The sequence below is a fragment of the Yersinia intermedia genome (assembly GCF_900635455.1).
Classification (GTDB): domain Bacteria; phylum Pseudomonadota; class Gammaproteobacteria; order Enterobacterales; family Enterobacteriaceae; genus Yersinia; species Yersinia intermedia.
In genome coordinates, this window is sequence record NZ_LR134116.1 from 4,555,667 (window position 1) to 4,580,034 (window position 24,368).

Consider the following 24,368-nt stretch of genomic DNA (forward strand, 5'->3'; position numbering starts at 1 on the left):
ATTAGAACTGGAGTATACCGTAACCTAAAAGTGACGATGGGATTGGAATCAAAAATCATTCCGTATCAGATTATACTTGTGCTAAATGTTTATTTTGCAGGCCGCCCCGGTGCCTGACACCAGTTATTCTGGGCATTAATGCCACCATCTGGTGAGGTATAACCTAAACAACCCATAATAGAATCAAACAATTCAACCTGACGATGGGTCTTACCCACCCGCTGCTCAGCCTGTAGTTGCTCAAAAGCCGTGAGGTGATCCGGTTGTGCCAGGAATTTGTCCGAGGCCCAGACCATCAATGGCACCCGGAACTGCTCAGGGGGTGCCATTTCACGGGGGGTTCCGTGGAAGTGGGAGTTATCGTCGATTGACTCGCCATGATCCGAGGCATAGAACACCAAAGCCTTCTTATCACGCACCTGATCAATCACATTTGCGATAAACGAGTCGGTGTACAACACACTGTTATCAAAAGCATTCACCAGTTGCTGTTTACTGCAAAAGTCATCAACGCCCATACATTCAGGCTGATAGCGGGCATAACTGCGAGGATAGCGCTGGGAATAGAGATAATGTGAGCCTTTGGTATGCAATATTACCAAATGCTTACCTATCGGATAGCGCCCAAGTGATTCCTTTAATTCATCAACCAGTAGCATGTCATCTACCGGTTTATCATCGTTACGCTTCTCTGAAGCAATCAATTCACGGAACGAGTAATTGTCAGTGTTCGCATTGTTGTAGAACCAGATTTCGCTCTGCATGGCGAACAGTTCAGAAGTGAAGCCCAATGATTTCATCACCGTGAATACATTTTGCTCTTTCAGCGTGCGCTGCGGATTATTTTCCGTGCCACCTTCACGTACAAACATACAGCGCAATGAAAGTTTGGTTGAGGTATCACAAGATGTGCCACGGAAAGCGACTAAATTTTTCTCTTTACTCAAGCGGGGGGTGGTATCACGCGGGTATCCCAGCAGCCCCATATGATCCCAGCGCGTCGTTTCACCGATGATAAACACAACATAGGTGTCATCAATGCCAGCTGGAGCAACATAAGTATGGTGTTCAGTCGGGTTATATAATGTTGCCGCATCATAGCTCTCATTATATTGGGTATAAGCATATAAACCTAATGCCGCCAACCAGTTAGAGGGCAAATATGAGTGAGCAACTACGCCGCCGTAACTTGGTAAATCCACCGTTTTTAGTTGCTCATTAGCATCTTGTACATTATCCAGATAGCGCAATGGCAACCAAACCAGCGCCACAGTAACCGCCATCAACAAAACAGGTTTAATCCGCTGCCCTGGCGTCAAAAATTGCTCAAGTAAGGTGAGCCGTAGGGTGTTTTTCCAGATAAGTAGCAGCGGCAATGCACTGACCAGCACCATCCAAATGACAAAATGTAGCCCGATGACTTCTTTTGACAAATCTGTATCGGTGGTCAACACCGAAATAACAATGCCGTAGCCGATGACCACATTGAAAAAAGTCATGTAATAGCTGGCGGCGACAGAAATGAGTACCAGCAGGGTGGCAATAACACGGTAAAACCATCGGCCACCGAGGGAAACCACCCTCATAACAAAAAAGGTAAACAGAATAATGGCCATCACTTCGATGATAGCAGATACGACTTTTATGCCTTGGATACCTTGGCTAAAGGAGTCAAAACGACGATAAAAGACAGATATATTCAGGAAAATACCAATATAAACAGCCAACAACAAAGAAATGCTTTGCTGTGATAAATATTTAACTCTGTCCATATAACGCCAGGTCTCCAGAGACACTATTTGCTACTTGAATCAATCAGACAGTGAACCCCTCCTCAGGTTCAGTGCGATATCAATAAGCACGCTATTGATTTTAATTACAAGAATTATCTTAGCAATTCTTAGCCAAGAAATACGCGAACTACTGCATACCCCCTAAAGGATATATTGGTATATTTATTTGAATTTACAGCAGAAAAGTCGGGGTAATGACATTCAGCCCACAAGATAATTCTTATGGGCTTCTGAGATAGGATATTGGTTTATTTGATATTTAATGTCACATCGATATTGCCACGAGTGGCATTGGAATATGGGCAGACAACATGCGCCTTTTTCACCAAGTCTTCGGCAACGTGACGCTCGATACCCGGCAAGCTGATATCGAGTTGAACTTCAATACCAAAGCCCGTTGGAATAGCACCGATACCCACGGTACCTTCAATGCTGGCATCATCAGGCACTTTCACCTTTTCTTTTGCTGCCACAAATTTCAGAGCACCCAAGAAACAAGCTGAGTAACCCGCAGCAAATAGCTGTTCTGGATTAGTCACAGCACCACCCGCCCCGCCCATCTCTTTAGGGACGCCCAATTTCACATCTAATACGCCGTCAGAGGAGGTTGCCCGACCATCACGCCCGCCAGTGGCTTTAGCTTTGGCTCGGTATACGACTTTTTCAATAGACATAGTACTTTCCTTCCCGAATCAGTAAATATGAAGAACAGATACGACTTGAAAGTATGGCACTTATTATGAAAAAGCCCCCGATTCGGAGGCTTTAAGACAATCTTATTTCGCTGGCGCGCCTATCTTGTCGTCTATCCGCTGCAACATATACGGATAGAATGGATTTGATGAAATACGCATCAGTGAATCTAACCCAACAACCAGTACGGCACGCTCACCACGAGCGGCAAACGTCCCCAGGCTAATACCGTATTGGTCACGCGGTTCTGGATAGCGACCATACAGCGAATCACTCATTGGGAATGGTAATGCCACATGGGACAACGAGAAGATGTCCGGTGGGTAAATCAAACCAGTGGGTACTGAAGTCTCGTTAGTCTCACCCGCCAAGGTAGTCAGTGCCACGGTTTCATTACTTTGCGGCGAAACGTTAGTAATCACCGTTACGCTGTAATTACGCGGTGGCGGAGGTAACAAACGCGCCAGAGCAGTATAAGACGATGTTCTCAATAACGGGCCGAAACTGGCGGCACGGTTCAAGTCAAACAGCACCACTTCACTGCCATTCTTTGGCAAGTGGTTATAAAGAGCAGTAACGACCGCACGAGTACTGACCGTTGAATCCATTAACGACTGGAAGGTCAGAATTGGTGGCAACTCCGCCATCTTATTATTTCTGGCATCACGAGCAATTTGCTGTTGCAGCACAGATGTCAGTAAATACGACTGGCGGGCAGCATTCACTGGGAACGAGTTATATTTGAAAGGATTAAACTCCGGCACAATCCCCAACCAAGCGGCTTTAGCAAAAGCCGGGAAAATAGCGGGCCAACCAGCAATACCGGCAAAGCGCGCAAAACTGGTTACGCCAATCATCGGGGAGATCAAGATAACCCGCGCCGGTTTCGCCAGTGTAGGATCATCCAGTGAATCCAGCGTATATTTCATTGCCAACGCACCGCCGTTGGAGAAGCCAACTACGTGTAGCGGTAAATCAGCGCCACTCAGTGCCTTAGCTTCACGCACGGCTAAGCGCGTTGCCGCCAACCAATCCTGCCATTCAACATCAGTCAGTGCCCCAGGGACTGTTCCGTGAGCGGGCAGACGAATACCAATAGCAACATATCCACGCTGACGATAATTTTCAGCAATATGACGCAGGCTATAAGGGGTATCAGTTAAACCATGCAGTAATACCACCGCACCTTTAGGTTTACCTTCTGGTTCAAGAATATATGAACGATTCCAGTCATTTTTAAAATGTGGAGGGTAAATCGAGCTACCAGAGTAATAGCGATTTAATGGAATTTCATTTCTTGGTTCTAGTTTTTCGGTAACATTAATCCGCACTTCATCGAAAAGGTTATTTTCAGCTTTGAGGTAATCCGCCCAACTGGCTTTATCAATCTCAGCCGCACGCATATCATGAGGAACAAAAGTGTGCCAAAGCTCGAGCTTAGGGCCACGTTGTGTATCGTAAATTCGAATCGCCAGTATGGTAACTGACATTACCACCAAGACCAGTACAATCCGTTTAATCCACCGCTTAACAGCTATGGCAGTCATGGGCTGCTACTCCGTAGGTATATAATTTTTCACAATTGAGATTAGTTTATCACCATCTGGCTACACCGCTACTTTAAACGCAAAACTTAATCTTGGTATATAGTCGATCACAATAAAATGAATATATGATTATTACCGCTTACTCAACATCTTTAAATACGGTTAATTATCCATTCCTCATTGGAGCCACTCTAGGATTAAATAGCCTGAAGCATTAAATAACGTGATTTAATTTTGTCGTAAACCGATCTCGACAGAATCATTCATCTACCGGGGTAACATATTATGAAAAAAACCGAACCCGTGACCGAACAGTCGCCACTACAAACACGTAAAGTCGACTATCTTCGCTTCCATCGCGCTTATGAACACTTATCAACCCCTTTCGGTAACAGTTGGTTTGCCCAGAAAGCAGAGGCTTTTGCACGTTTTTTCGGCACGCCAATCTTCCTTGGTGCACAAACACTCATTGTGGTGATCTGGATTAGCCTGAATGTGATGGGTATAGTCAAATTTGATATTTACCCGTTTATTTTGCTGAACCTGGCTTTTAGCTTACAGGCAGCCTACGCGGCACCCCTTATTTTATTGGCACAAACCCGTCAGGCAGAGCGCGATAAAGCGAATGCGCTAGCCGATGCACAACATCGTGAAGCATTAGCCATTGCGAATGAAGAAAGGCAAAAAATGGCTGCGCAAAATGCGGATCAAATGCTGGAGTTACTGCGGCAGAATACAGAACTCACCGCCTTGACCAATCAATTAACCACTCGCCTCGAAACGATGGCGGTAGAATTACACCAAAAGTTGGTGATCAATTTACTGGCACGCCCCCCACAGAGCTAAAAAGCAGCAGTATGGCCGCTGAACCGATTATCAGCGGCCAGTCGTTGCTAGGCCTCGCGACTTTCTATTTGTTTTTGCAGACTCTCTATAGGTTCCTGAAGGGATTGTGGTGGAGCCTTGCGTAACCAGACCCACCAGGCAAGTGTCATTAAGGCCACCCACGCCACCCCAACATACATGGCGATACGGGTATCAGGGAAATAACCTAAGACTGCGATAATAAACGCCATAAAGATAATGGTCAGAATCGGTGCCACTGGCCAGAACGGTACCGGGAATGTCAGCCGGGCAATATTCTCTTTACTCATAGAGCGGCGCATCGCCACCTGCGATATCAAGATCATCAACCAAACCCAGACGGTGGCAAAGGTGGCAATCGAGGCAATAATAAGGAACACATTTTTCGGGATCAGATAGTTCAGTACCACACCACATAACAGTGCGATCGCCATCACCAAAATAGTCATCCATGGTACGCCATTACGGGTCAGGCGGCTAAAGCACTTCGGTGCCAGCCCCTCTTGCGCCATGCCGTACATCATGCGGCCAGCACCGTAAATATCACTGTTAATGGCTGAAATAGCGGCAGTAATCACCACCAGATTCAGAATATTAGCGGCCGAGCTAATGCCTAAACTACTGAAAATTTCGACAAAAGGACTGCCATTTTGCCCAATGCTATTCCACGGATAAATAGCCATCAGCACAAACAAGGTCAAAACATAGAACAGCAGAATGCGCACCGGCACGGTATTAATGGCACGCGGTAGCACTTTTTCTGGGTTCTTCGCCTCACTGGCCGTGACGCCAATAATTTCGATCCCCCCAAAGGCAAACATCACTACGGCAAAGGATGCAACCACCCCAGTGATACCGTTCGGCATAAACCCTTGATGAGACCATAAATTACTGACACCGGTACTCTCATGACCCGCACCAAAACCAAACATCATGATGCCTAAGCCAGCAGCAATCATGGCAATAATTGCTGTCACTTTTAGCAGCGATAGCCAAAATTCCATTTCACCAAATACTTTGACCGAGCAGAGATTCAACGCACCGATAAAGAAAATAATACTCAATACCCAAACCCACTGCGGTGCATCAGGGAACCATAACCCCATATAGATACCGAATGCGGTCACATCAGCCAACGCCACAATAATCATCTCAAAGGTATAGGTCCATCCGGTGAGAAAACCAGCCAGTGGCCCGAGATAACGGCTGGCATAGTGACCAAAAGAGCCGGCAACGGGGTCATGTACTGCCATCTCACCCAAGGCCCGCATCACCATAAATACGGCTGCGCCACCAATAAGATAAGCGAGCAAAACCGCTGGTCCTGCCAGGCGGATCGCCTCGGCCGATCCATAAAACAAGCCGGTCCCGATGGCAGAACCTAACGCCATAAACCGGATATGCCGGGCACTGAGGCCTCGTTTGAGCGTGGATGGATCATTCTTCATGGTACATTCTCGCAAAATTTGTGCCCTTTCAGGCAGGGGTTCAGAGAGGGTGATCCCGTGAATCGGGACCACCCATAAGTTGATGTAATAGCTGGTTATCGTTGTTATTAGTAGATTAATTGTTATTAGTTGATGAACTGTTATTAGCGGATAAATTGCTGCTAAAGGCTTGGTAGCAGATGCGGAGGCATCAGTTCATTCATATGACGCTGCGCGATAAGCTGACTTGCCGCTTCAATATCGGGGGCAAAGAAACGATCTTTCTCGTAGTAGGCCACATGTTGGCGCAATAGCTGGCGCGCAGGTTCCAACGCATCCGAAGTTTTCAAACCTTTGCGCAAATCCAACCCTTGGCATGCAGCTAACCATTCAACAGCCAGAATGCCGCGCACGTTTTCGGCCATTTCCCATAAACGTTTGCCTGCACGTGGGGCCATAGAAACATGGTCTTCCTGATTGGCAGAAGTAGGAATGCTGTCAACACTGGACGGGAATGCCAGCCCTTTATTTTCACTGGTTAATGCCGCAGCAGTAACTTGCGCAATCATAAAGCCAGAGTTTACGCCGCCATTTTCCACCAAGAATGGCGGTAACTGCGACATGTGTTTATCCATTAATAGCGAAATGCGGCGCTCGGCTAATGAACCGATTTCAGCCAATGCCAGCGCCAGATTATCCGCCGCCATAGCCACCGGCTCAGCATGGAAATTCCCCCCCGACAGCACATCGCCTTGATCAGCAAACACCAGCGGGTTGTCTGATACCGCATTAGACTCGATAGCCAGAACCTCTGCCGCCTGACGCATTTGAGTTAAGCATGCACCCATCACCTGCGGCTGACAGCGTAGAGAGTAAGGGTCCTGTACTTTGTCACAATTCTTATGAGACTCAGAGACTTCACTACGACTTCCCAGCAAGTGGCGGTAAGTATTGGCTGCGTCAATCTGACCACGCTGGCCCCGCACTGCATGAATACGAGCGTCAAACGGACTACGGGAGCCTAATGCCGCTTCCACGGTGAGACTGCCAAAGACAGAGGCCGCAGCATAGAGATCTTCGGCTTCAAACAGGCCGCGTAGCGCATAAGCTGTCGAAACCTGAGTGCCATTGAGTAATGCTAACCCTTCTTTAGCTGCCAGGGTAAGAGGCTCCAAACCCGCTTTCGACAGAGCCGTGCGCGCATCAAGCCATTCGCCCTGATAACGCGCTTTACCTTCACCCAACAACAGCAAGCTCATATGTGCCAGCGGCGCTAAATCACCGGAAGCACCCACGGAGCCTTTTAGCGGAATATGTGGATAGACTTCGGCATTAACCAACGTAATCAACGCATCAATGACTTCCCGCCGGATGCCTGAAAATCCACGGGCCAGGCTATTGATTTTCAACACCATAATCAGTCTAACAATAGCATCATCATTTGGTTCGCCAACACCGGCGGCATGGGACAGGACTATCGAACGTTGCAGGTTTTCCAGATCTTCGGTGGCGATACGAGTAGATGCCAGCAGGCCAAACCCGGTATTAATGCCATAGGCGGTACGTTTTTCTGCCAATATTGTCTGTACACACTTCACACTTTGCTCGATAGGCACATCAGCACTTTCATCTAGCAATATATTGACCGGATATTGGTAAACATGTCGCAAATCTGCCAGCGTCATCTGCCCAGGGTGCAGCATCATTTTTTTATTGATTGTTTTCATGATTTTTTACCTTGAGTTGCAGCAACCATCGGCAGATTTAACCCCTGCTCTTGTGCACAATTAATCGCTATATCATAACCAGCATCAGCATGGCGCATCACACCCGTGGCTGGATCGTTATGCAGTACTCTGGCAATGCGTTCAGCCGCATCATCAGTGCCGTCACAAACCACTACCATGCCGGAGTGCTGAGAGAAGCCCATCCCAACACCACCACCGTGGTGCAGAGAGACCCACGTTGCGCCACTGGCCGTATTCAACAATGCATTGAGTAGCGGCCAGTCAGATACGGCATCAGAACCGTCCTGCATCGCTTCAGTTTCTCGGTTAGGGCTGGCAACTGAACCGGAGTCCAGATGGTCGCGACCAATCACAATCGGAGCCGACAGTTCACCACTGCGAACCATCTCGTTAAAAGCCAAACCTAATTTAGCGCGCTGCCCCAAGCCTACCCAGCAAATACGGGCCGGTAGCCCTTGGAAACTGATACGTTCGCGGGCCATATCCAACCAGTGATGCAAATGCTCATCATCAGGGATCAGCTCCTTAACCTTGGCATCGGTTTTATAAATATCCTCGGCGTCACCAGAAAGTGCCGCCCAGCGGAACGGGCCAATACCGCGACAAAATAGCGGGCGAATATATGCAGGGACAAAACCAGGGAAATCAAAAGCATGAGTGACCCCCATGTCTTGTGCCATTTGGCGAATATTATTGCCGTAATCAAAGGTAGGGATACCCATATTATGGAAGGCCAGCATCGCTTCAACATGTTCCGCCATTGAAGTTTTAGCGGCATTAACCACCAGTGCCGGTTCGCTTTGGGCGCGCTGACGATACTCTTCCCAGTTCCAGCCTTTTGGTAGATAACCGTTTAGCGGGTCATGTGCGCTGGTTTGGTCGGTCACCATATCTGGGCGAACGCCACGACGAACTAGCTCAGGTAAAATGTCAGCCGCATTGCCACACAGTGCAATAGAAACAGCTTCACCAGCCGCAGTATATTTTTTGATTCGCGCTAACGCATCATCCAGATCTGTGGCTTGCTCATCGACATAGCGGGTTTTAAGACGGAAATCGATGCGGCTCTGCTGGCACTCAATATTCAGAGAACATGCACCCGCCAAGGTTGCAGCCAGCGGTTGTGCGCCCCCCATTCCACCCAGACCGGCCGTTAATACCCAGCGCCCTTTCAGGCTACCACCAAAGTGCTGCCGACCGGCTTCGACGAAGGTTTCATAGGTACCCTGCACAATGCCTTGGCTACCGATATAAATCCAACTGCCTGCAGTCATCTGGCCGTACATCGCCAGCCCCTTGGCATCCAATTCGTTAAAATGCTCCCAGTTGGCCCAATGAGGCACCAAATTCGAGTTAGCAATTAATACCCTAGGGGCGTTACTGTGGGTTTTGAATACACCGACTGGCTTACCAGACTGAATCAGTAGCGTCTCATCGTCATTCAGATGGGTCAGGCTTTCAACAATCTTGTCATAGCACTCCCAGTTGCGGGCAGCGCGGCCGATACCGCCGTAAACCACTAATTCTTTTGGATTCTCGGCCACGTCTGGATCAAGATTGTTCATTAGCATACGTAACGGAGCTTCAGTCAGCCAACTCTTGGCCGTAAGTTTCGTACCACGCGGGGCACGAATCTCAGTATCACGGAATCTATTTTGGGCAGTCACGGCAATTTCCTTCAACCAGTTTTTCAGGTATCAACGACATTACTTAGCATAGGTATTTATTAACATATACTCGTATAGACAAGTACAATCAAGCTCTGGGAAAACGGTCATATTCTGCCGTGCCTTTAAAAAACAATAATACTAATAGTGTTTAAAATTAATTAGTTATAATTAATCTCATTCTGCATTAAGGCAGAGCGGGAGGATTTTCAACGTGGTTTTGCTAATGAAATCAGCATAAAATTGGTGTGTTTTTGCGCACGAAGTCACATATATGTCACATGGATTTTACATTGTGACACACTAAATATGCGATATCGCACCGTGTGTATTACGCAGCTTAGCGATTGACCCAACCAGGAACCGCTAAATATAAAATATATCCGTAGTTATCTATAATTCATTGTTTATGGTGGGTCTGACTATCAACAGGCGCTTGCTCCCGCTCAGTTAAGCCGTAGTCCCGCACCACTGCGGCCACCCGCAGGCGGTAACCGGCGAACACGCTCGCACGCCCCGCAGCTTGTGCGCAACGATGCTGTTCAATATTCCGCCACTGCTTAACCGCCTCTTCATCGCGCCAAAATGATAGCGATAGCAACTTCTGCGGGTTAGTTAAACTCTGAAAACGTTCTACCGAAATAAAACCGTCCATTTTTTCTAATAAAGGTTTCAGTGCCGCAGCATAATCCAGATACGCGTGGTATTCACCGTCTGCCGGTTCAACTTCAAAGATAACTACGATCATCTGTGGCTCCATCGAATAAAATGAAAGAAAACAATATTAAACGAAGCCATCGATGTATTTAAGACATTTATTTCCAATAAAAAAGCACTTAACAACATGACTAAACACGTCGATTAAATAATTTAACCGCATAACATTAAATTTAAAATGTGATAAATCAACCAGTTAACTTTCAGAGCATTTACGCTTTTCTGGGGTTAGTTGGCAATTACATAGGATGTACATCACTTACTATGCCGGTAGGGAGCATATGCTGATGCGGGTTAAAATCTGCAGTTATTGATGGGGTTGGGGGGGGGGGCAATTGCCGCCCTCATGGCGGTTACTTTATTCTTATCGGGCTGAAAGCATTGGCTCACTCCGATAAAATTCGACAATACAAAACCTTATAAAGGCGCAATGATAAAAGCCCCGACTATTGCAGTCAGGGCTTTTAAGGTACTACAGATTTAAAATTAAACATTAATCAACTTAATAACGTGACACTTATCTTAGTACTATTTATAAAGATGTACCTATTTCTACAGGAATATTTGGTGCTTACAACTAACTATATCCTCCAATATATTAACTGAATGATAACATTTCCCGTTTGTTACATTTAGCCATGCTTATGATAAGACTGACTAAATTAGTACATCACCCTCGCGATATATACTCTTGTTACATGGCTTTACTTTCTTCGCGATATCCTCGACTTCATACTTACGTACACAAATCGCGAACATTACTATTAACAACAAAGCCTTAACTCATCGCGTTATCGTCCACATATGCGATCGTAAAAATTTATTACGTGGCCTGAAATCGTCATCGCACGAGTCAATTACTAAAAACCCATCGCGAATCTCACATAAAAAAATATTTCGTGACCTTTATCGCATTATTTTAAATCAACTACATGGACACCGGCTAAATAAAGAGTTCGTTACTAATTGCACCGGTGTTGAATTCCAATCTACGTGTTCTGTACCAGATGTCAATACTGTTTTTAAGAACATGTTTTTATTATCAGTACTACTGAAGATAACCTGTGATTTTATTGAGTTAGAATCATACAAAATCATCCGTATCGAATCATCATAACTTCAACAAACTGATTCTGCTTATTTTTAATACTTACTTAAAATAGAGATATTTTGTAAGTGCTGAGGAATCGGCAAAAAAAATTTTTGGCGGAAGATCACCGGAGTAGGTATTACAAGATAACCATCTGTATCCATTATGTTTTAAAAATTTACTGTTGAAATATGTCCCCAAATACTGTTGCTTGATAGCTAGGGTGCTGAATTGAAACGGGCCGCGGTTGGTCCGTGAGTCCGTAAGAAGGGGGCTATCGTGTACATTTTTAAGATAATTTTCGACACATTAGTCGATGTGATTCATTGGCGTAAAAAGTTTTACTCATACACCAGTCAGTCTGGACAAATACAAGCGGCTCGCAGTTCTGGCATGTTGCAAAAGCGTCATTAATATAATGGGACTATTGCTGGTACAACTGGCATAGCACAAACACCATACATCTATTATGTACCTAGAACTCAAGCACAACATCATCTACATACTTGATCGCGATAACGTCACCTTGCGTATGCCGCCCACACTTCATAGCGCCTAGCCAAAAAACCTTCAGACATCGAATCACCACTCATTGTGCGAACCCGACAACATCGAAATGGATGAGCTTCATCCCCGCGGTTATTGACCCTGATGCAGTCATAAAGAAACGGCAACCATCGGTCTTAATAATTAAAAATTAAATAAATACAATGAGTTACAGGAATAAAAGAAGTGTAAAAATCACCTATAGTTCCTGTACACAACATCTATCAAGATTTTTTGATTAAAGATCATTTTTAGGGATTTAATTTGATGATAATGCATATGGCGACATATGGAGTCGCAAACATATTTAATAATCCAGTCATTAAGTATTTCGCTACGTGCTTTATATTTTATCAATTTTCCCCTTTAATTATCAGTTGGCAGGCTGTCATAATAAGCACGCAATACGACGACTGAATAATTCATTCTTTATGAGTAGCAATTAGAACTCACAAAATTACTTCATGGTTTGTTAAAAATTATGGCTTATTTTTGTGGCTAATTAAAAGCCCTTTATCGTTATTGCAATTTTTGGAATAAAATCGTGAATGAGAGGAAGTTGTATATTCTTTTCTTAGGTGATGAATATATTTCAATAACCCCAACTACTCTCAGAAATAAAGACTATTTATCTATGCTCTCAAGAGGATTTTATGAAAAGTAAATTGATCGCTTTATCAATAATGATAGTTAGCGGCTCTACGTTATCAGTAGCAAATGCTGCCGATGGTACAATTAATTTTACAGGGAATATTATTGATCCAGCTTGTACAGTAAACCCTGCATCAGCCTCTCAAACAATTGCACTTGGTACAGTGAGTAGTAATGCTCTTGCAACATCAGGAGCGACAGCTGCGCCAACAGCATTTTCGATTGCATTAACAGATTGTGCTGTCGCTGGAAATGTTAGTGTTAAATTCGACGGTACACACAATACCAGTAATCCAGATTTATTGGCCATAACATCCGGTGCTGGTGTAGCAACTAATGTAGGCATCGCATTATATGAACAAGATGGCACAACACAGATTCCACTGAATACGGCTTCGGCTGCAAAACCTATCGTCGGTAGCAGTCCTACAGGAACAGCCACTCTAAACTACATCGCAAAATACATGGCAACGGGTCAATCGACCGCAGGTATAGCAGATGGAGTGACCCAATTCTCCGTCATATACAACTAAGTATTCGTGTATTTAACACTGTGATACTTATGTTTATTAAGTAAATAATAGGGGGTCAACACTCCCTATTATTCGATTTTTATAAGCGATGCATATCATGAACTATTCTAAAAAAATTTTTATATTTCTATATTTGATATTTATGGTTGCAACCATTTCTCATGCTGGTGTTATCGTTGGTGGTACGCGAATAATATATGACGCTAATAAAAAGGAAGTGTCTTTATCGGTAAAAAACCCCGATAACTTACCTTATCTCATTCAATCATGGATAGATAATTCATCAGAAAAAGACAGTAAAAAACCGCCATTTATTATTACACCACCATTGTTTCGTTTAAATATGGGACAAGAGAATCTTTTACGTATTATCTATACCGATGACTCGTTACCAACCGATCGTGAATCCGTCTTTTGGCTTAACATTAAATCTATTGCAGCCACAGATAAAAAATTAATCAATCGCTTGCAGATTTCAGTCAGAACTCGTATCAAACTTTTTTTCCGACCAGCCAAACTTGATGGTAATCCTCAAGAGGCCTATAAGCGCTTAACCTTTGTCCATTCCAATGGACTCCTGACTATTACTAATCCAACACCCTATTTTGTTTCTTTTTATTCATTACATGTGGGCAAGTATGAAATCAATAACCCTGGAATGATTGCGCCTAAAAGCACGACTAGCCTGCCTCTTTCATCGTCAGAATCAGGAACGATCTCTTGGAAAGCAATTACTGATTATGGCGGCACCAGTGAAACAGCGCAGCAATGACGTTAAATATGGAAGGGCTTGCTCATGAACAGAAAGTTTTATTTTTTTATAAAAACGTTTCCGCGCCTGTACGCTTTACATATTACAGTATTAATCGGAGGCGTAATTCTATGTTCTCCCGTTTGGTCAGAGGATTACTTTGATCCTAATGCTATTGATTTACAAGATAATTCAAAATCAGTTGATCTAAGTATCTTTTCTCAAAATGAGCAGTTACCTGGTATTTATCGGGTAGATATCTATCTTAATGGTAAACTTTATGACACCTCACGTGATGTCATGTTTGTTAAACAAGAAAAAAAACTGGTCCCAGAAATTACAGTGGCTGAATTAGATAAAATAGGTGTCAAAATTCATGATATCGCCGCATTTGATCGATTAAATCCCGATGCAGTGATTCTTGATTTAAATAAAATTATCCCTTCAGCCGATACAAACTTTGATTTTAGTCAACAGCGATTAGATATCAGTATTCCACAGGCTGTATTAGATCTTCGCCCCCGCGATATGGTAGATCCAGCTCGTTGGGATCAGGGGCTACCCGCTTTATTTACTAACTATAACCTGAGCGGTGCAAATACCCAGCAGAAGAACAATGACGATAAGACTACTGATAACAGCATTTATCTGAATCTGAATAGTGGCCTAAATATAGGTCCTTGGCGGCTACGTAATTATTCTACTTACACTGACAATGCTGGCCAATACGCAACTACCGAAAACACATCCAGCCCGAAACGTGAACGTCATTGGCAAAATATTAACACTTATCTTCAGCGTGATATTCAGTTCTTACGTGCCCAGATGGTCTTAGGGGAGAGTGCCACACCAGGTTACATTTTTGATAGCGTGCAGTTTCGCGGCATTCAGTTAGCATCTGATGACAACATGTTACCCGATAGCATGCGTGGATTTGCTCCTGTTGTTCGCGGTATTGCTCGAACTAATGCACAAGTTACCATTCGTCAGAACGGCTATATCATTTACCAAAGTTATGTAGCTCCTGGTGCATTTGCTATTCACGATCTGTATCCGACGGCAAACAGTGGCAACCTTGATGTCACCATTCGTGAAATGGATGGTAGTGAACATACATTTGTTCAACCTTTCTCGGCAGTATCAGTGATGCAACGGGAAGGGCAAATAAAATATGCTATTACGGGTGGGGAATATCGAACCTTGACCAAAGGGGCTAGTACACCAAAATTTATTCAATCTTATGCAGCTTACGGCCTCACTAGTTCAAGTACCGCTTATGCGGGTACTGAGATTTCAGATAATTATAGTTCATTCCTGTTTGGATGGGGACAAGGCTTTGGTGACTATGGATCGCTTTCTTTCGATATAACTCAAGCGAATACTACATTGAAAGATAATAGTAAGCACGACGGCCAATCCTATCGTATGCAATATGCAAAAGATGTTTTCCAGAGCGGGACAACTTTTACTCTGGCCGGTTATCGCTATTCTACTGAGGGATTCTATGACTTCAAAGAGGCAAATGAAATAGGGTTATGGGATACAAATAATCAAGTGTATCAATACAACAAGCGCAGTAAAATACAGATTCAAATAAACCAATCCTTGGACAGTTTTGGCAGTGCCTATATTACAGCCTACCAGCAAGATTATTGGCATCAAGAAGGGCACGAGCGCACTTTTAATGCTGGTTATAACTTAACGTTAAACAATATCAGCTATGGGTTGAACTATACTAATACAAAAATAAAGGGTCACGACTCAGATCAACAGATTGCATTCAGTGTGCAGATCCCACTCAGTAAATGGCTTCCTAATAGCTGGGCCAGCTATAACGTTAATACCAGTAAGAATGGAACGACACGCAATCAGGTTGGTATTGCTGGAACTATGCTGGCGAATAATAACTTGAGTTATTCCGTACAAGAGAGCTACGGCAATAAAGGGGAAGGCAATGGTGGTAATATAAATGCAGATTATAAAGGGAGCTATGGGGAACTCCGTGGAGGATATAACTACAATCGGAATTCTCAGCAGGAAAATTATGGTGTATCTGGTGGAATTGTAGTCCATCCATATGGTGTGACATTGAGCCAACCTCTGGGTGATACCTTTGCGCTAGTCCGTGCTCCAAAAGCCAAAGATGTCAGCATTCAGAATCAAACAGGGGTTGCCACGGATTGGCGGGGATACACAATAGTACCATACGTGAGTGCCTATCGTGAAAACCGCATTGCGCTTAATCCAGAGACGTTTAATGACGATATTGATATTGATACAGCAACACAATCGGTTGTACCAACTCAAGGAGCCTTGGTTTTAGCTGATTTTAATACCCGCGTGGGGAATAGAGTATTAATGACCCTCCACTATAAAAATGGAACAGTGCCTTTTGGTGCAATAGTATCACTTCAGAGTGATAAAAATCTTATTACCGGTATCGTGGATGAGCATGGAGAAGTTTACCTTAGTGGCGTTTCGGATAAGAGTGTATTGAAAGTAACTTGGGGTAAAAACCAATGTATTGCAAATGTTACTCTACCCACACAACAAACAACGAAAAAAACAGTGATATATAAACTGACATCTATTTGTCAATAATAGCCTATTTCAGGGGGCATGATGAAAAATGTAATATGTAGTTGTAATACGATCGCATACAGATTAAGTAAGATATCTATTTTATCTCTTCTTGCAATAGTCGGAGTAATACTATCGGTAAATGTATACGCAGCTTGCCCCGCCAAGGGAACATCGACAGGAACAGTTACCTTTGGTACGCAGACTGTCACCTCAACAGCAGTTGGTGGTCTTATTGCCACCAAGACAGTGTCTATTGGTAGTGGTAATATACTCAATATTGTGGGAACACTTTATTATAATTTAACCAGATTTACCTCTCTGAGCAGTTTGGGAAATGGTATTTATGATACAAACATCCCTGGGATCGGTATTAGAGTGTACGTTGCAAATACGAGTAGTGCCAATATGTTTCCTAAAGAAGAGGTTAGGAATGGAACTGGGTACACGCAACCAGCTCCTTATATAGTAGAGTTGTATAAAACAGCCGCTAGCGTACAAAGTGGCATTATTACAACAGGCCAGATCGCCACTTTATCATGTGGAAGTCCGAGTACTAATATCTATAACGCAATAAATCTAAGTGCTGTCACTATTGTTGACTCAGCCTGTACAGTTAATTCTTCTGATATCACTGTACCTATCGGTAATGTGAATTCGTCCATATTTACCGCGGTAGGAAGCACAAGTAATGCAACGGCATTCACTATCCCTCTCACTTGCCCAAGTTCAGGGGTACAAGTCAAGATGCAATTGGATGGCAACACCGTGAATGGCTCAACCACTGCGTTGAGTCTAAATAATAGCGGCACCGATGGTGCTGCCAGTGGTTATGGTGTTCAGATTATCACAGGTTCTTCACCTATCGTTATCGGCACACCGACTGCAGTAGCCACAACTACGAGTGGTCAAGTAAGTATACCACTCAAAGCACGCTATATTAAAACATCAGCTATCAGTAATGGTGGCGTAGCAAATTCAACAGCAACGTTCACTATGACATATGAGTAAAAACACTGTAAATATGAACCATATAATGTCTCATATACATATTATTACTTGAAGTCGATGTTTTACGCACTTATTTTTATATATGAACTCAGATTCAGGCTTACCCTGATACTTAGTTTTTCTATCAGTAACCAGTACGGGAATAATTGTTTTGGTTATTTATTGTGTTGCAGAAGTCAAATTGAAAAATTATGACAAAAATAAGACCAACAATATTAACATGTGTAATTCATCTAACTTTACTGCACCAAAGAATCAATCTAAATTATCACAACTAGTCATGCTATAAAATAATAATTTTTTGACATAAATTCATAAAAATATGTTCCATCTAAAATATCATAATTTTATTTAACATCATAATATAACCCTACCTGCAGATCATTTACTTGTAAGTAGAGCTAACCATCATAAATTAAATATATAAACCACTAACAACTCCCTTAGCCATTTCATTCTAATTATTGCTAACTCCCTATTACTAACAGGAATAATACCCATTATGAATCGCTATATCTCCTCTTGATTTATTATTTAAAAACCTCAAAAAATCACTTGTACGAGTCGCAACTAACGAAAAAAGCACCCTACATAAAGATATATAAAATATAAGTACCAAAAAGGTTGAAATTTATAAAAAATATAAGCACACCTTTAATATGAAAATATTGAATTTGCGACTTTTAGTATCGCATTAAAATAACAAGGCAGAGCTTAAGTTTGAATTTTTCATTTTTTTAAATTTATCGATCGTACAACTTTAAAATTCGATATAATAATCTGCGAATTGTCTTTATTACTACATTAATGATACTGAAACACGAGCACCAGACGGAAAGCCATATTCCCCAAAAAAGTGAATTATTGAATTCTTAATGGGTTTATTGAGTGTAAGAAGAAGCTTACTTATCCAGTAAATTTTAATTAACTGTAATATTTGGGTTAGGGTGCATAATGAAAAAAAACGCGAATGAAAGTAAGAAAATTGACGTTCTTAATGCCATTATTTCATTATCTCAAGACAGAAATATCCTCCCTGGTTCAGACTCTGAACTTTGGCCAAATACTCGACAGGTGGCAGAACTTTGCGATTTGACAATTTATAAAGCCCGCTATCTTTTATTAAAACTAACGAATGAGGGTCTCGTTGATCTGGTTCCTCACGGCCTCCACAATTCCTTACACTGGAGGTTACATACACAAGAACCCGCACACATTCGTGTCCTTGACATGAATCAGGACGGTATTCAGGATAATACAGCCTTTACTATGTTAGAAATCACAACCAACGAAAAAAAACTTTCAGATATAGAGTTATCACCTGCACTTTCCTCGGATGAGCACCACCAAGAGTCTAACGGTTCTACGCTACTGGTGACTATCAGTGGCGTACGCTATTCATTGAATCTGGTTTTTGAACCACTCTATTCACCTAAAGGGGTATTAATCGCGCTTGAGGCCCTAACACGCCTGAGAAGTCATGATACGAGTAAGGACACTCTACTACCTACTGATTTCTATATGGCCGTGACCTCAAATGTAGCCTCGCAAATCCTTGACTGGCAACTACAATGCCTAATGATGCTCAAATCTTGGTTGGAACATCGTGGTGTGCGAGTTAGCTTAAACGTAAACCGGGTTCTTGCACATGCCTGTATAGACCAGGCTGATACGTTGAAAACCCTGTCTCCACTGCTGCGTTTGGAAATTAACGAACACTTTTTCACCCAAAAAATCGTTCCAGACAAAGACCCATTACTACATTCACTGGCACGTATTTGTCCATTGTGGCTCGATGATTTTGGCATTGGGAGCGCCAACTTGCAGGCATTAATGACTCGACAGTTTGAAGCAATCAAACTTGATGCCAGTGTATTTCGCCGCCTGAATAATTCATTGAGCGGTCATTTATTCATTGACGCTCTACGTCAGACTGCTGCTGAAGTCGGTACGCGACTAGTAATAGAGGGAGTGGAGACAGCGGAACATCTTGCAGAACTGAGTCAGAGCGGGGCTTGGGCCTTACAAGGCTGGTATTGGCCCGCGTTCAGCGCTGAAGATCTACTTAACAGCAATACTATAAAATCGATAACCCTTGGTAAGGATTTACTCTAAATTCCTTTTACGCGCAGCAAAATACTGTTATTCACCATGACTTCCCTTATACAAGGAAAGCACAACACACAGGTATCAAGATAGGCATGGGCCAGAGCACGACGATAAACAGCGGTACGGACTTCAACGGGCAGATAGGATTGATTCAGGGTATTCAGTCAACTAAAGCCGGACACGGATTTAGGCACATTGCTGTAGTCGGCGTTCATATTCATCCGGCGGCATATTTCCCAGCCGATAATGCCGCCTTTTCAGATTATAAAAAATGTCAGTATAATCAATAACATCAATATTCCCCTGACTTCGGGTTTTCTACCGCGTGGATAGCGACGACGCCCAGGGCGTTTATGTCGTTGTTCATTTCCATGGCGAAGAAGGCCGAAGCCTTTTTTAACCGGTCATTGTCGCTCTGCAACTGCCGTACCTGTTTTTCAAGTTCCTGTATTCGCCGTTGTTCCGGTTTTATAGCACTGGCTATCAGTGTGTTCCCGCGAATCTCTCCGTGATACTGCCGTAGCCAGTGTTGTAAGGTTGAACGGTTGAAAAACCAACATTCATTGTTTCAACAGCCTGAGTCACCGGGTTCTTATGCTGAAGAGCCAGATTGAAGCACTCCTGTTTAAACTCATGAGTAAATGATTTTTTTTCGCATTTTCACCTCGTTAGTGTTGCTCATTATATCTCTAACAAAGTGTCCGGCATTGCGGGCAATCATGTTCTGTTGTGAGGAGGATAATTGCTGTTTAAGCTGTCTAATCTCGGTTTTAAGGTCAGTATGTCGGCACCAATGTTTAAGTCCTGAATGGGTTACTGACATACCTAGACGAGAATAACTTGTACGTTTTTGGCTCGGAGCTGCTGCACGACCTTTTGATCCGCATCTTTGCCGGTGATCAGAATGTCTATCTTGCTGGCTGAACAAAACAGAATGCCTGCCCGTTGCCCCACCTTACTGCTGTCGGCTAGTACCACCAGTCGGCCCCCATGATTGAGCATTTTCTGCTCTGCCATGGCGGTCAGCACATCCATCTTGTAGAGACCATCTGCGGTAACACCTTTACCGCTTGTGAATACCCAGTGCCCTGCATAGAGGGAAGATATCTCGTCTTGCGGAGCCAGGGTGATGGATTGTGACTTATTGTATTGACCACCGATGATGACCACGCCGTCATGGTCATTCTCTATAAGATAGTTGGCAAGTGGGAAGTAATTGGTGATGACCTGGACATCCTGCCTGCAGATCTCCTGACCCAACATGAAAGCGGTGGATCCACAGTTGATTACCGCGCTCTCGCCCGGTTTGATCAGGGCTGCGGCAGCCTGGGCGATGCGCACCTTTTCGTTATGATTCAGGCTCTCGTTGCTGTCAAGGGGCGACCAGTGTGGCTTTCTCACTTGCATCAATGCTTCAGCACCGTTACGCACCTTGCGCAGCTTGCCGGAATCATTGAGCTTGTTGATATCGCGACGAGCGGTTGCCGGCGAAATATCAAAGGCTTGCATTATACTGCTGACCGAAAGGTGACGTTTCTGATCGAGCAATTCCAAAATGGCGTTATGGCGATGTGCTTCTGTCATATCATGCCTAATTATGATTTAACTTGATTGGAGTATGATTATATCGCGCATAATTTTTAATGACAGCTACCTTGCAAATTCTTTTGGTGGCTAGATATCAGGCAAGTGACAGACCGGCTTGTTGTCCCATCGTTACCAGTCGCGCTTTGGCTATTTTCAGGTTGTTGGTCCATTGCGCATCCTTGGCCCACATCTCCAGCACTAATGGCCCGCTGTAACCCATTTTTGCCAAGGTTTTAAAAATGGCGGCAAAGTCAACCTCTCCTTCCCCGATGACCAGATCACGGAACTGTCCCTGGCTATTGCCCGATACCTTAAGAGTGTCTTTGAGATGGATCTGCACAATATGATCTGCACTCAATTGCAGTTCGGTGCAGGTGTCATAGTTCCAGCCCGTGATATTGCCGACGTCCGGATAGGCCATAAAGTAGGGGGACGGTATCATCTTTTTCAGCACTTCAAATTTGCTCAGAGAGTTAAGATAGGGGGTATCCATGATCTCCACACCCAGCATGACACCAGCCCGTTCAGCCATTTTGGTCGCCGCTTTCATCCCTTGAATGAAATGTTGATGGGTTTCTTCACTTTGTGGCTCGTAATAGACGTCATAGCCTGCCAACTGGATACAGCGAATACCAAGTTTATACGACAGATTGATCGCTTTTTGCATAATGAGCGCCGCCGTCTCGCGGATAGCTGGATCTCGTGAGCCAAATGGAAATCGGCGATGGGCGCTCAGGCACATGGATTGCAGCGGGAAGCTGTGCTTCTCGCATAGGTGTCTAAGTTGATAGATCTCGGCATCTGACCAATCCAGCCGTTGCAGCTTTTCGTCTGACTCGTCAATGGATATTTCGATAAAATCGAAGCCAAGCTCTTTGGCCGAAAGAATTTTCTCTTCCCAAGCTAGTGTGGATGGTATCGCTTTTTCATAAAGGCCAAGGCGAAAGGTATGGTCAAAGTTATGCATACAAGCTCCTGCATTTCAGATAGGAAAATAGGTGTTCAGCACATCAAGGATCCCGAGTTTGTCGTTACTCTCGGAGGTTACCCGATCGGCCATCCGCTTGACCTGTGACTCGGCATTGGCCATGGCAATGCTTGCGAGGCAAAGCATGGAGGTATCGTTATGGTTGTCTCCGATGGCAACCAACTGGGCAGGATTGATCCCTTGCTGTTCGAGATATTCCCGCAGTCGCATCCGGGCAAAGTCAATCCGATTGGACCAAGACTGCTCGCCACTGAAGTGTTCACGAACCCAAGGATGGCTTGAGAAAGCCTGAATGGTCGCGATATCTTCCTCTGCGACGAACTTCCAGACATGGAGACTGTTTGCCAACTCATCTTCAAAGGAGTGAACGCAGGCCATCTGTGGCCGGAGCGGAGGTGGAAAGCTGGTAGCCCATTGTTGCAGTGCGTCCATGTAATGAACCGGATGATGGGATGAGCACTGGTCAACGTGGTGCCATCGAGGTCGAGGGCCAGGGCGAGATAGTTCATCGTCTGTTCTTCCTGGTGAGTGGTTAAGCAGCGGTGATTGATATGACACCTTGTTGGTACATATCAATCACCTTCCCTGGTGTTACTCGGAGGATTTACAGGAAGGATTTGTAAGGCAATTCCGGCTCGTCAATAAATATGTCATCGAAACCGCGCGGGTGCTGGTAGTGTCGCTTGTTCTGGTCGGTCGGGAAGGTGTACTTGCCACCGACTTGCCAGAAGAAGGGGCTGAAACGATAGCCGAGACGCTCTTTTTTCATGTTCCAAAGTACTTCGATTTCACGGGGGTCACTCTGGAAGTTGGCCCAGATATCGTGATGGAATGGGATCACTACTTTGGTATTGAGGGATTCCCCGGCACGCAAGATGTCTGATGAGGTCATTTTGTCGGTCACGCCGCGCGGATTCTCACCGTAGGAGAGTAGAGCCACATCGATCTGGTAGTCGTTGCCATGCTTGGCATAGTAGTTAGAGTAGTGAGAGTCGCCAGAGTGGTAGAGGTTACCGCCTGATGTCTTGACCAGATAGTTCACCGCTCGATCATCCATGCCATCAAGGATGCTCTTGTCTTGAGAAGATACGCCTGCCGGTAGAGTGACCAAGGCAGTACGGTCAAATGCATCAAGCACCTGGATAATGATATCCCCCACCGGGATCTCGTCACCGACATGAGCCACCACACAACGCTCGGCAGGGACTCCCCAGCGTTGCCACAGTTCGACACAGGCTTTGGGGCCGATGAACTTCACATGCTCACCGCAGTTTTGCAGGACGGCAGCAGCCACATTGACGTCGATGTGGTCGGCATGATCATGGGTAGCGAGTACTGCATCTATCTGTTTGATACCGAAAGGATCGAGCACGAACGGAGAGGTTCTAAGGTTAGGTTGCAGCTTGCGGACTCCTCCCATCCGCATCATCTGATGCTGCTTGTTCATATGGGGGTTGCCGTGGGTTCTCTTGCCCGTGCCACACCAGAAGTCGATGGCGATATTAGTATTGCCTTCAGACTTTAACCAGATACCGGTACAGCCCAGCCACCACATGGTGAAGGTGTTCAGTTTTACATCTTCCTGCTCAATCTCTTCATTCAGCCAGGTGCCCCACTCGGGGAAGGTGCTGAGGATCCATGACTCACGGGTGATTTCATCAATCTTGCTCATCTGACATACCTTTCTGGTTTGGATGATTCACACAGTTGTGATTCATCAGGTGATGACATGGCCTACATGGTTGCGAGCCAATGATTTGTTTTGATTTCTAATGACTATATATCTGCGCAATATGATTATCAATGATTGGCGTGATTTTTTTGTGACAACTGCAACAGTTTATCTCGATATAGAAATACAGCATCATTCAACACATTGAATTAATTGTTGTTTAACATTTTTATTTGACTTATGCGGATTTTTTGTATGGTTGCCATCATCCATTTAACCTAAATTTTACATTCGGATAATGCAGGGAATAGATTATCTCGACCAAGATCTTCATCACAATAAATCAAATAATGAGCATGTATGATTATTTCAGATCTTGTAGTGAGTGGAGACA

At 44.2% G+C, this 24,368-nt stretch carries 17 protein-coding genes and 1 pseudogene; 6 read left to right on the forward strand and 12 right to left on the reverse strand.

Features of this window, described 5'->3' with window-relative positions; all coding sequences use genetic code 11:
- Nucleotides 1-89: 89 nt before the first annotated feature.
- The 3 genes from eptB to EL015_RS20840 all read right to left on the reverse strand — a co-directional run bounded on the left by eptB (nt 90) and on the right by EL015_RS20840 (nt 4,033).
- Nucleotides 90-1,772 (reverse strand): kdo(2)-lipid A phosphoethanolamine 7''-transferase, encoded by a 1,683-nt coding sequence (gene eptB / locus EL015_RS20830; protein ID WP_005186992.1) that lies wholly within the window; start codon nt 1,770-1,772, stop codon nt 90-92.
- A gap of 269 nt (nt 1,773-2,041) precedes the next feature.
- Nucleotides 2,042-2,467, reverse strand: coding sequence for an organic hydroperoxide resistance protein (locus EL015_RS20835; RefSeq protein ID WP_005186989.1), 426 nt, complete (start codon nt 2,465-2,467; stop codon nt 2,042-2,044).
- A 102-nt stretch (nt 2,468-2,569) separates the two neighbouring features.
- The gene (locus tag EL015_RS20840; protein WP_032906773.1) at nt 2,570-4,033 is read right to left on the reverse strand and encodes an alpha/beta hydrolase; all 1,464 of its coding nucleotides are present in this window, start codon (nt 4,031-4,033) and stop codon (nt 2,570-2,572) included.
- A 285-nt stretch (nt 4,034-4,318) separates the two neighbouring features.
- Between EL015_RS20840 and EL015_RS20845 the strand changes: the two genes are divergently transcribed.
- Nucleotides 4,319-4,879 (forward strand): DUF1003 domain-containing protein, encoded by a 561-nt coding sequence (locus EL015_RS20845; protein ID WP_053011914.1) that lies wholly within the window; start codon nt 4,319-4,321, stop codon nt 4,877-4,879.
- 47 nt (nt 4,880-4,926) lie between these two features.
- Here EL015_RS20845 and EL015_RS20850 read toward each other — a convergent pair whose 3' ends face one another.
- From EL015_RS20850 to EL015_RS20865, 4 genes are all read right to left on the reverse strand, one after another.
- Nucleotides 4,927-6,345 carry an amino acid permease gene (locus EL015_RS20850; RefSeq protein WP_032906772.1) on the reverse strand — a complete coding sequence of 473 codons (1,419 nt, stop codon included), beginning with the start codon at nt 6,343-6,345 and terminating at the stop codon, nt 4,927-4,929.
- 161 nt (nt 6,346-6,506) lie between these two features.
- Entirely contained in the window at nt 6,507-8,030 is a 1,524-nt protein-coding gene (gene hutH, locus EL015_RS20855; RefSeq protein WP_005186973.1) for a histidine ammonia-lyase, read from the reverse strand.
- 17 nt (nt 8,031-8,047) lie between these two features.
- Nucleotides 8,048-9,739: a urocanate hydratase gene (hutU, locus tag EL015_RS20860; RefSeq protein ID WP_032906770.1), complete on the reverse strand. Its 1,692-nt coding sequence runs from the start codon at nt 9,737-9,739 to the stop codon at nt 8,048-8,050.
- Nucleotides 9,740-10,139: 400 nt separating this feature from the next.
- Nucleotides 10,140-10,487: an antibiotic biosynthesis monooxygenase family protein gene (locus EL015_RS20865; protein WP_032906769.1), complete on the reverse strand. Its 348-nt coding sequence runs from the start codon at nt 10,485-10,487 to the stop codon at nt 10,140-10,142.
- Nucleotides 10,488-12,745: 2,258 nt separating this feature from the next.
- Between EL015_RS20865 and EL015_RS20870 the strand changes: the two genes are divergently transcribed.
- The 5 genes from EL015_RS20870 (at nt 12,746) to EL015_RS20890 (ending at nt 19,733) form a co-directional block, all read left to right on the forward strand.
- A complete protein-coding gene (locus EL015_RS20870) occupies nt 12,746-13,276 on the forward strand; it encodes a fimbrial protein (RefSeq protein ID WP_005186964.1) in 531 nt (176 codons plus the stop codon).
- A gap of 97 nt (nt 13,277-13,373) precedes the next feature.
- Nucleotides 13,374-14,048 carry a fimbrial biogenesis chaperone gene (locus EL015_RS20875; RefSeq protein WP_032906792.1) on the forward strand — a complete coding sequence of 225 codons (675 nt, stop codon included), beginning with the start codon at nt 13,374-13,376 and terminating at the stop codon, nt 14,046-14,048.
- Between the two features lie 24 nt (nt 14,049-14,072).
- Nucleotides 14,073-16,628 (forward strand): fimbria/pilus outer membrane usher protein, encoded by a 2,556-nt coding sequence (locus tag EL015_RS20880; RefSeq protein WP_005186958.1) that lies wholly within the window; start codon nt 14,073-14,075, stop codon nt 16,626-16,628.
- Between the two features lie 18 nt (nt 16,629-16,646).
- The gene (locus EL015_RS20885; RefSeq protein ID WP_005186955.1) at nt 16,647-17,618 is read left to right on the forward strand and encodes a fimbrial protein; all 972 of its coding nucleotides are present in this window, start codon (nt 16,647-16,649) and stop codon (nt 17,616-17,618) included.
- A gap of 954 nt (nt 17,619-18,572) precedes the next feature.
- Nucleotides 18,573-19,733, forward strand: coding sequence for an EAL domain-containing protein (locus EL015_RS20890; RefSeq protein ID WP_005186952.1), 1,161 nt, complete (start codon nt 18,573-18,575; stop codon nt 19,731-19,733).
- Nucleotides 19,734-19,801: 68 nt separating this feature from the next.
- Here EL015_RS20890 and EL015_RS22225 read toward each other — a convergent pair.
- The 5 genes and pseudogenes from EL015_RS22225 to ulaG all read right to left on the reverse strand — a co-directional run.
- Nucleotides 19,802-19,891, reverse strand: a pseudogene (locus EL015_RS22225) (DUF5375 family protein); the annotation flags it as partial.
- Nucleotides 19,892-20,552: 661 nt separating this feature from the next.
- The gene (gene ulaR, locus EL015_RS20895; protein ID WP_005186945.1) at nt 20,553-21,311 is read right to left on the reverse strand and encodes an HTH-type transcriptional regulator UlaR; all 759 of its coding nucleotides are present in this window, start codon (nt 21,309-21,311) and stop codon (nt 20,553-20,555) included.
- A 97-nt stretch (nt 21,312-21,408) separates the two neighbouring features.
- Nucleotides 21,409-22,281, reverse strand: a complete 873-nt coding sequence (locus tag EL015_RS20900; protein WP_005186940.1) for an L-ribulose-5-phosphate 3-epimerase — start codon at nt 22,279-22,281, stop codon at nt 21,409-21,411.
- Nucleotides 22,282-22,296: 15 nt separating this feature from the next.
- A complete protein-coding gene (locus EL015_RS20905; protein WP_050413762.1) occupies nt 22,297-22,734 on the reverse strand; it encodes an HAD hydrolase family protein in 438 nt (145 codons plus the stop codon).
- Between the two features lie 172 nt (nt 22,735-22,906).
- Nucleotides 22,907-23,974 carry an L-ascorbate 6-phosphate lactonase gene (ulaG, locus tag EL015_RS20910; RefSeq protein WP_005186931.1) on the reverse strand — a complete coding sequence of 356 codons (1,068 nt, stop codon included), beginning with the start codon at nt 23,972-23,974 and terminating at the stop codon, nt 22,907-22,909.
- Nucleotides 23,975-24,368: the final 394 nt, after the last annotated feature.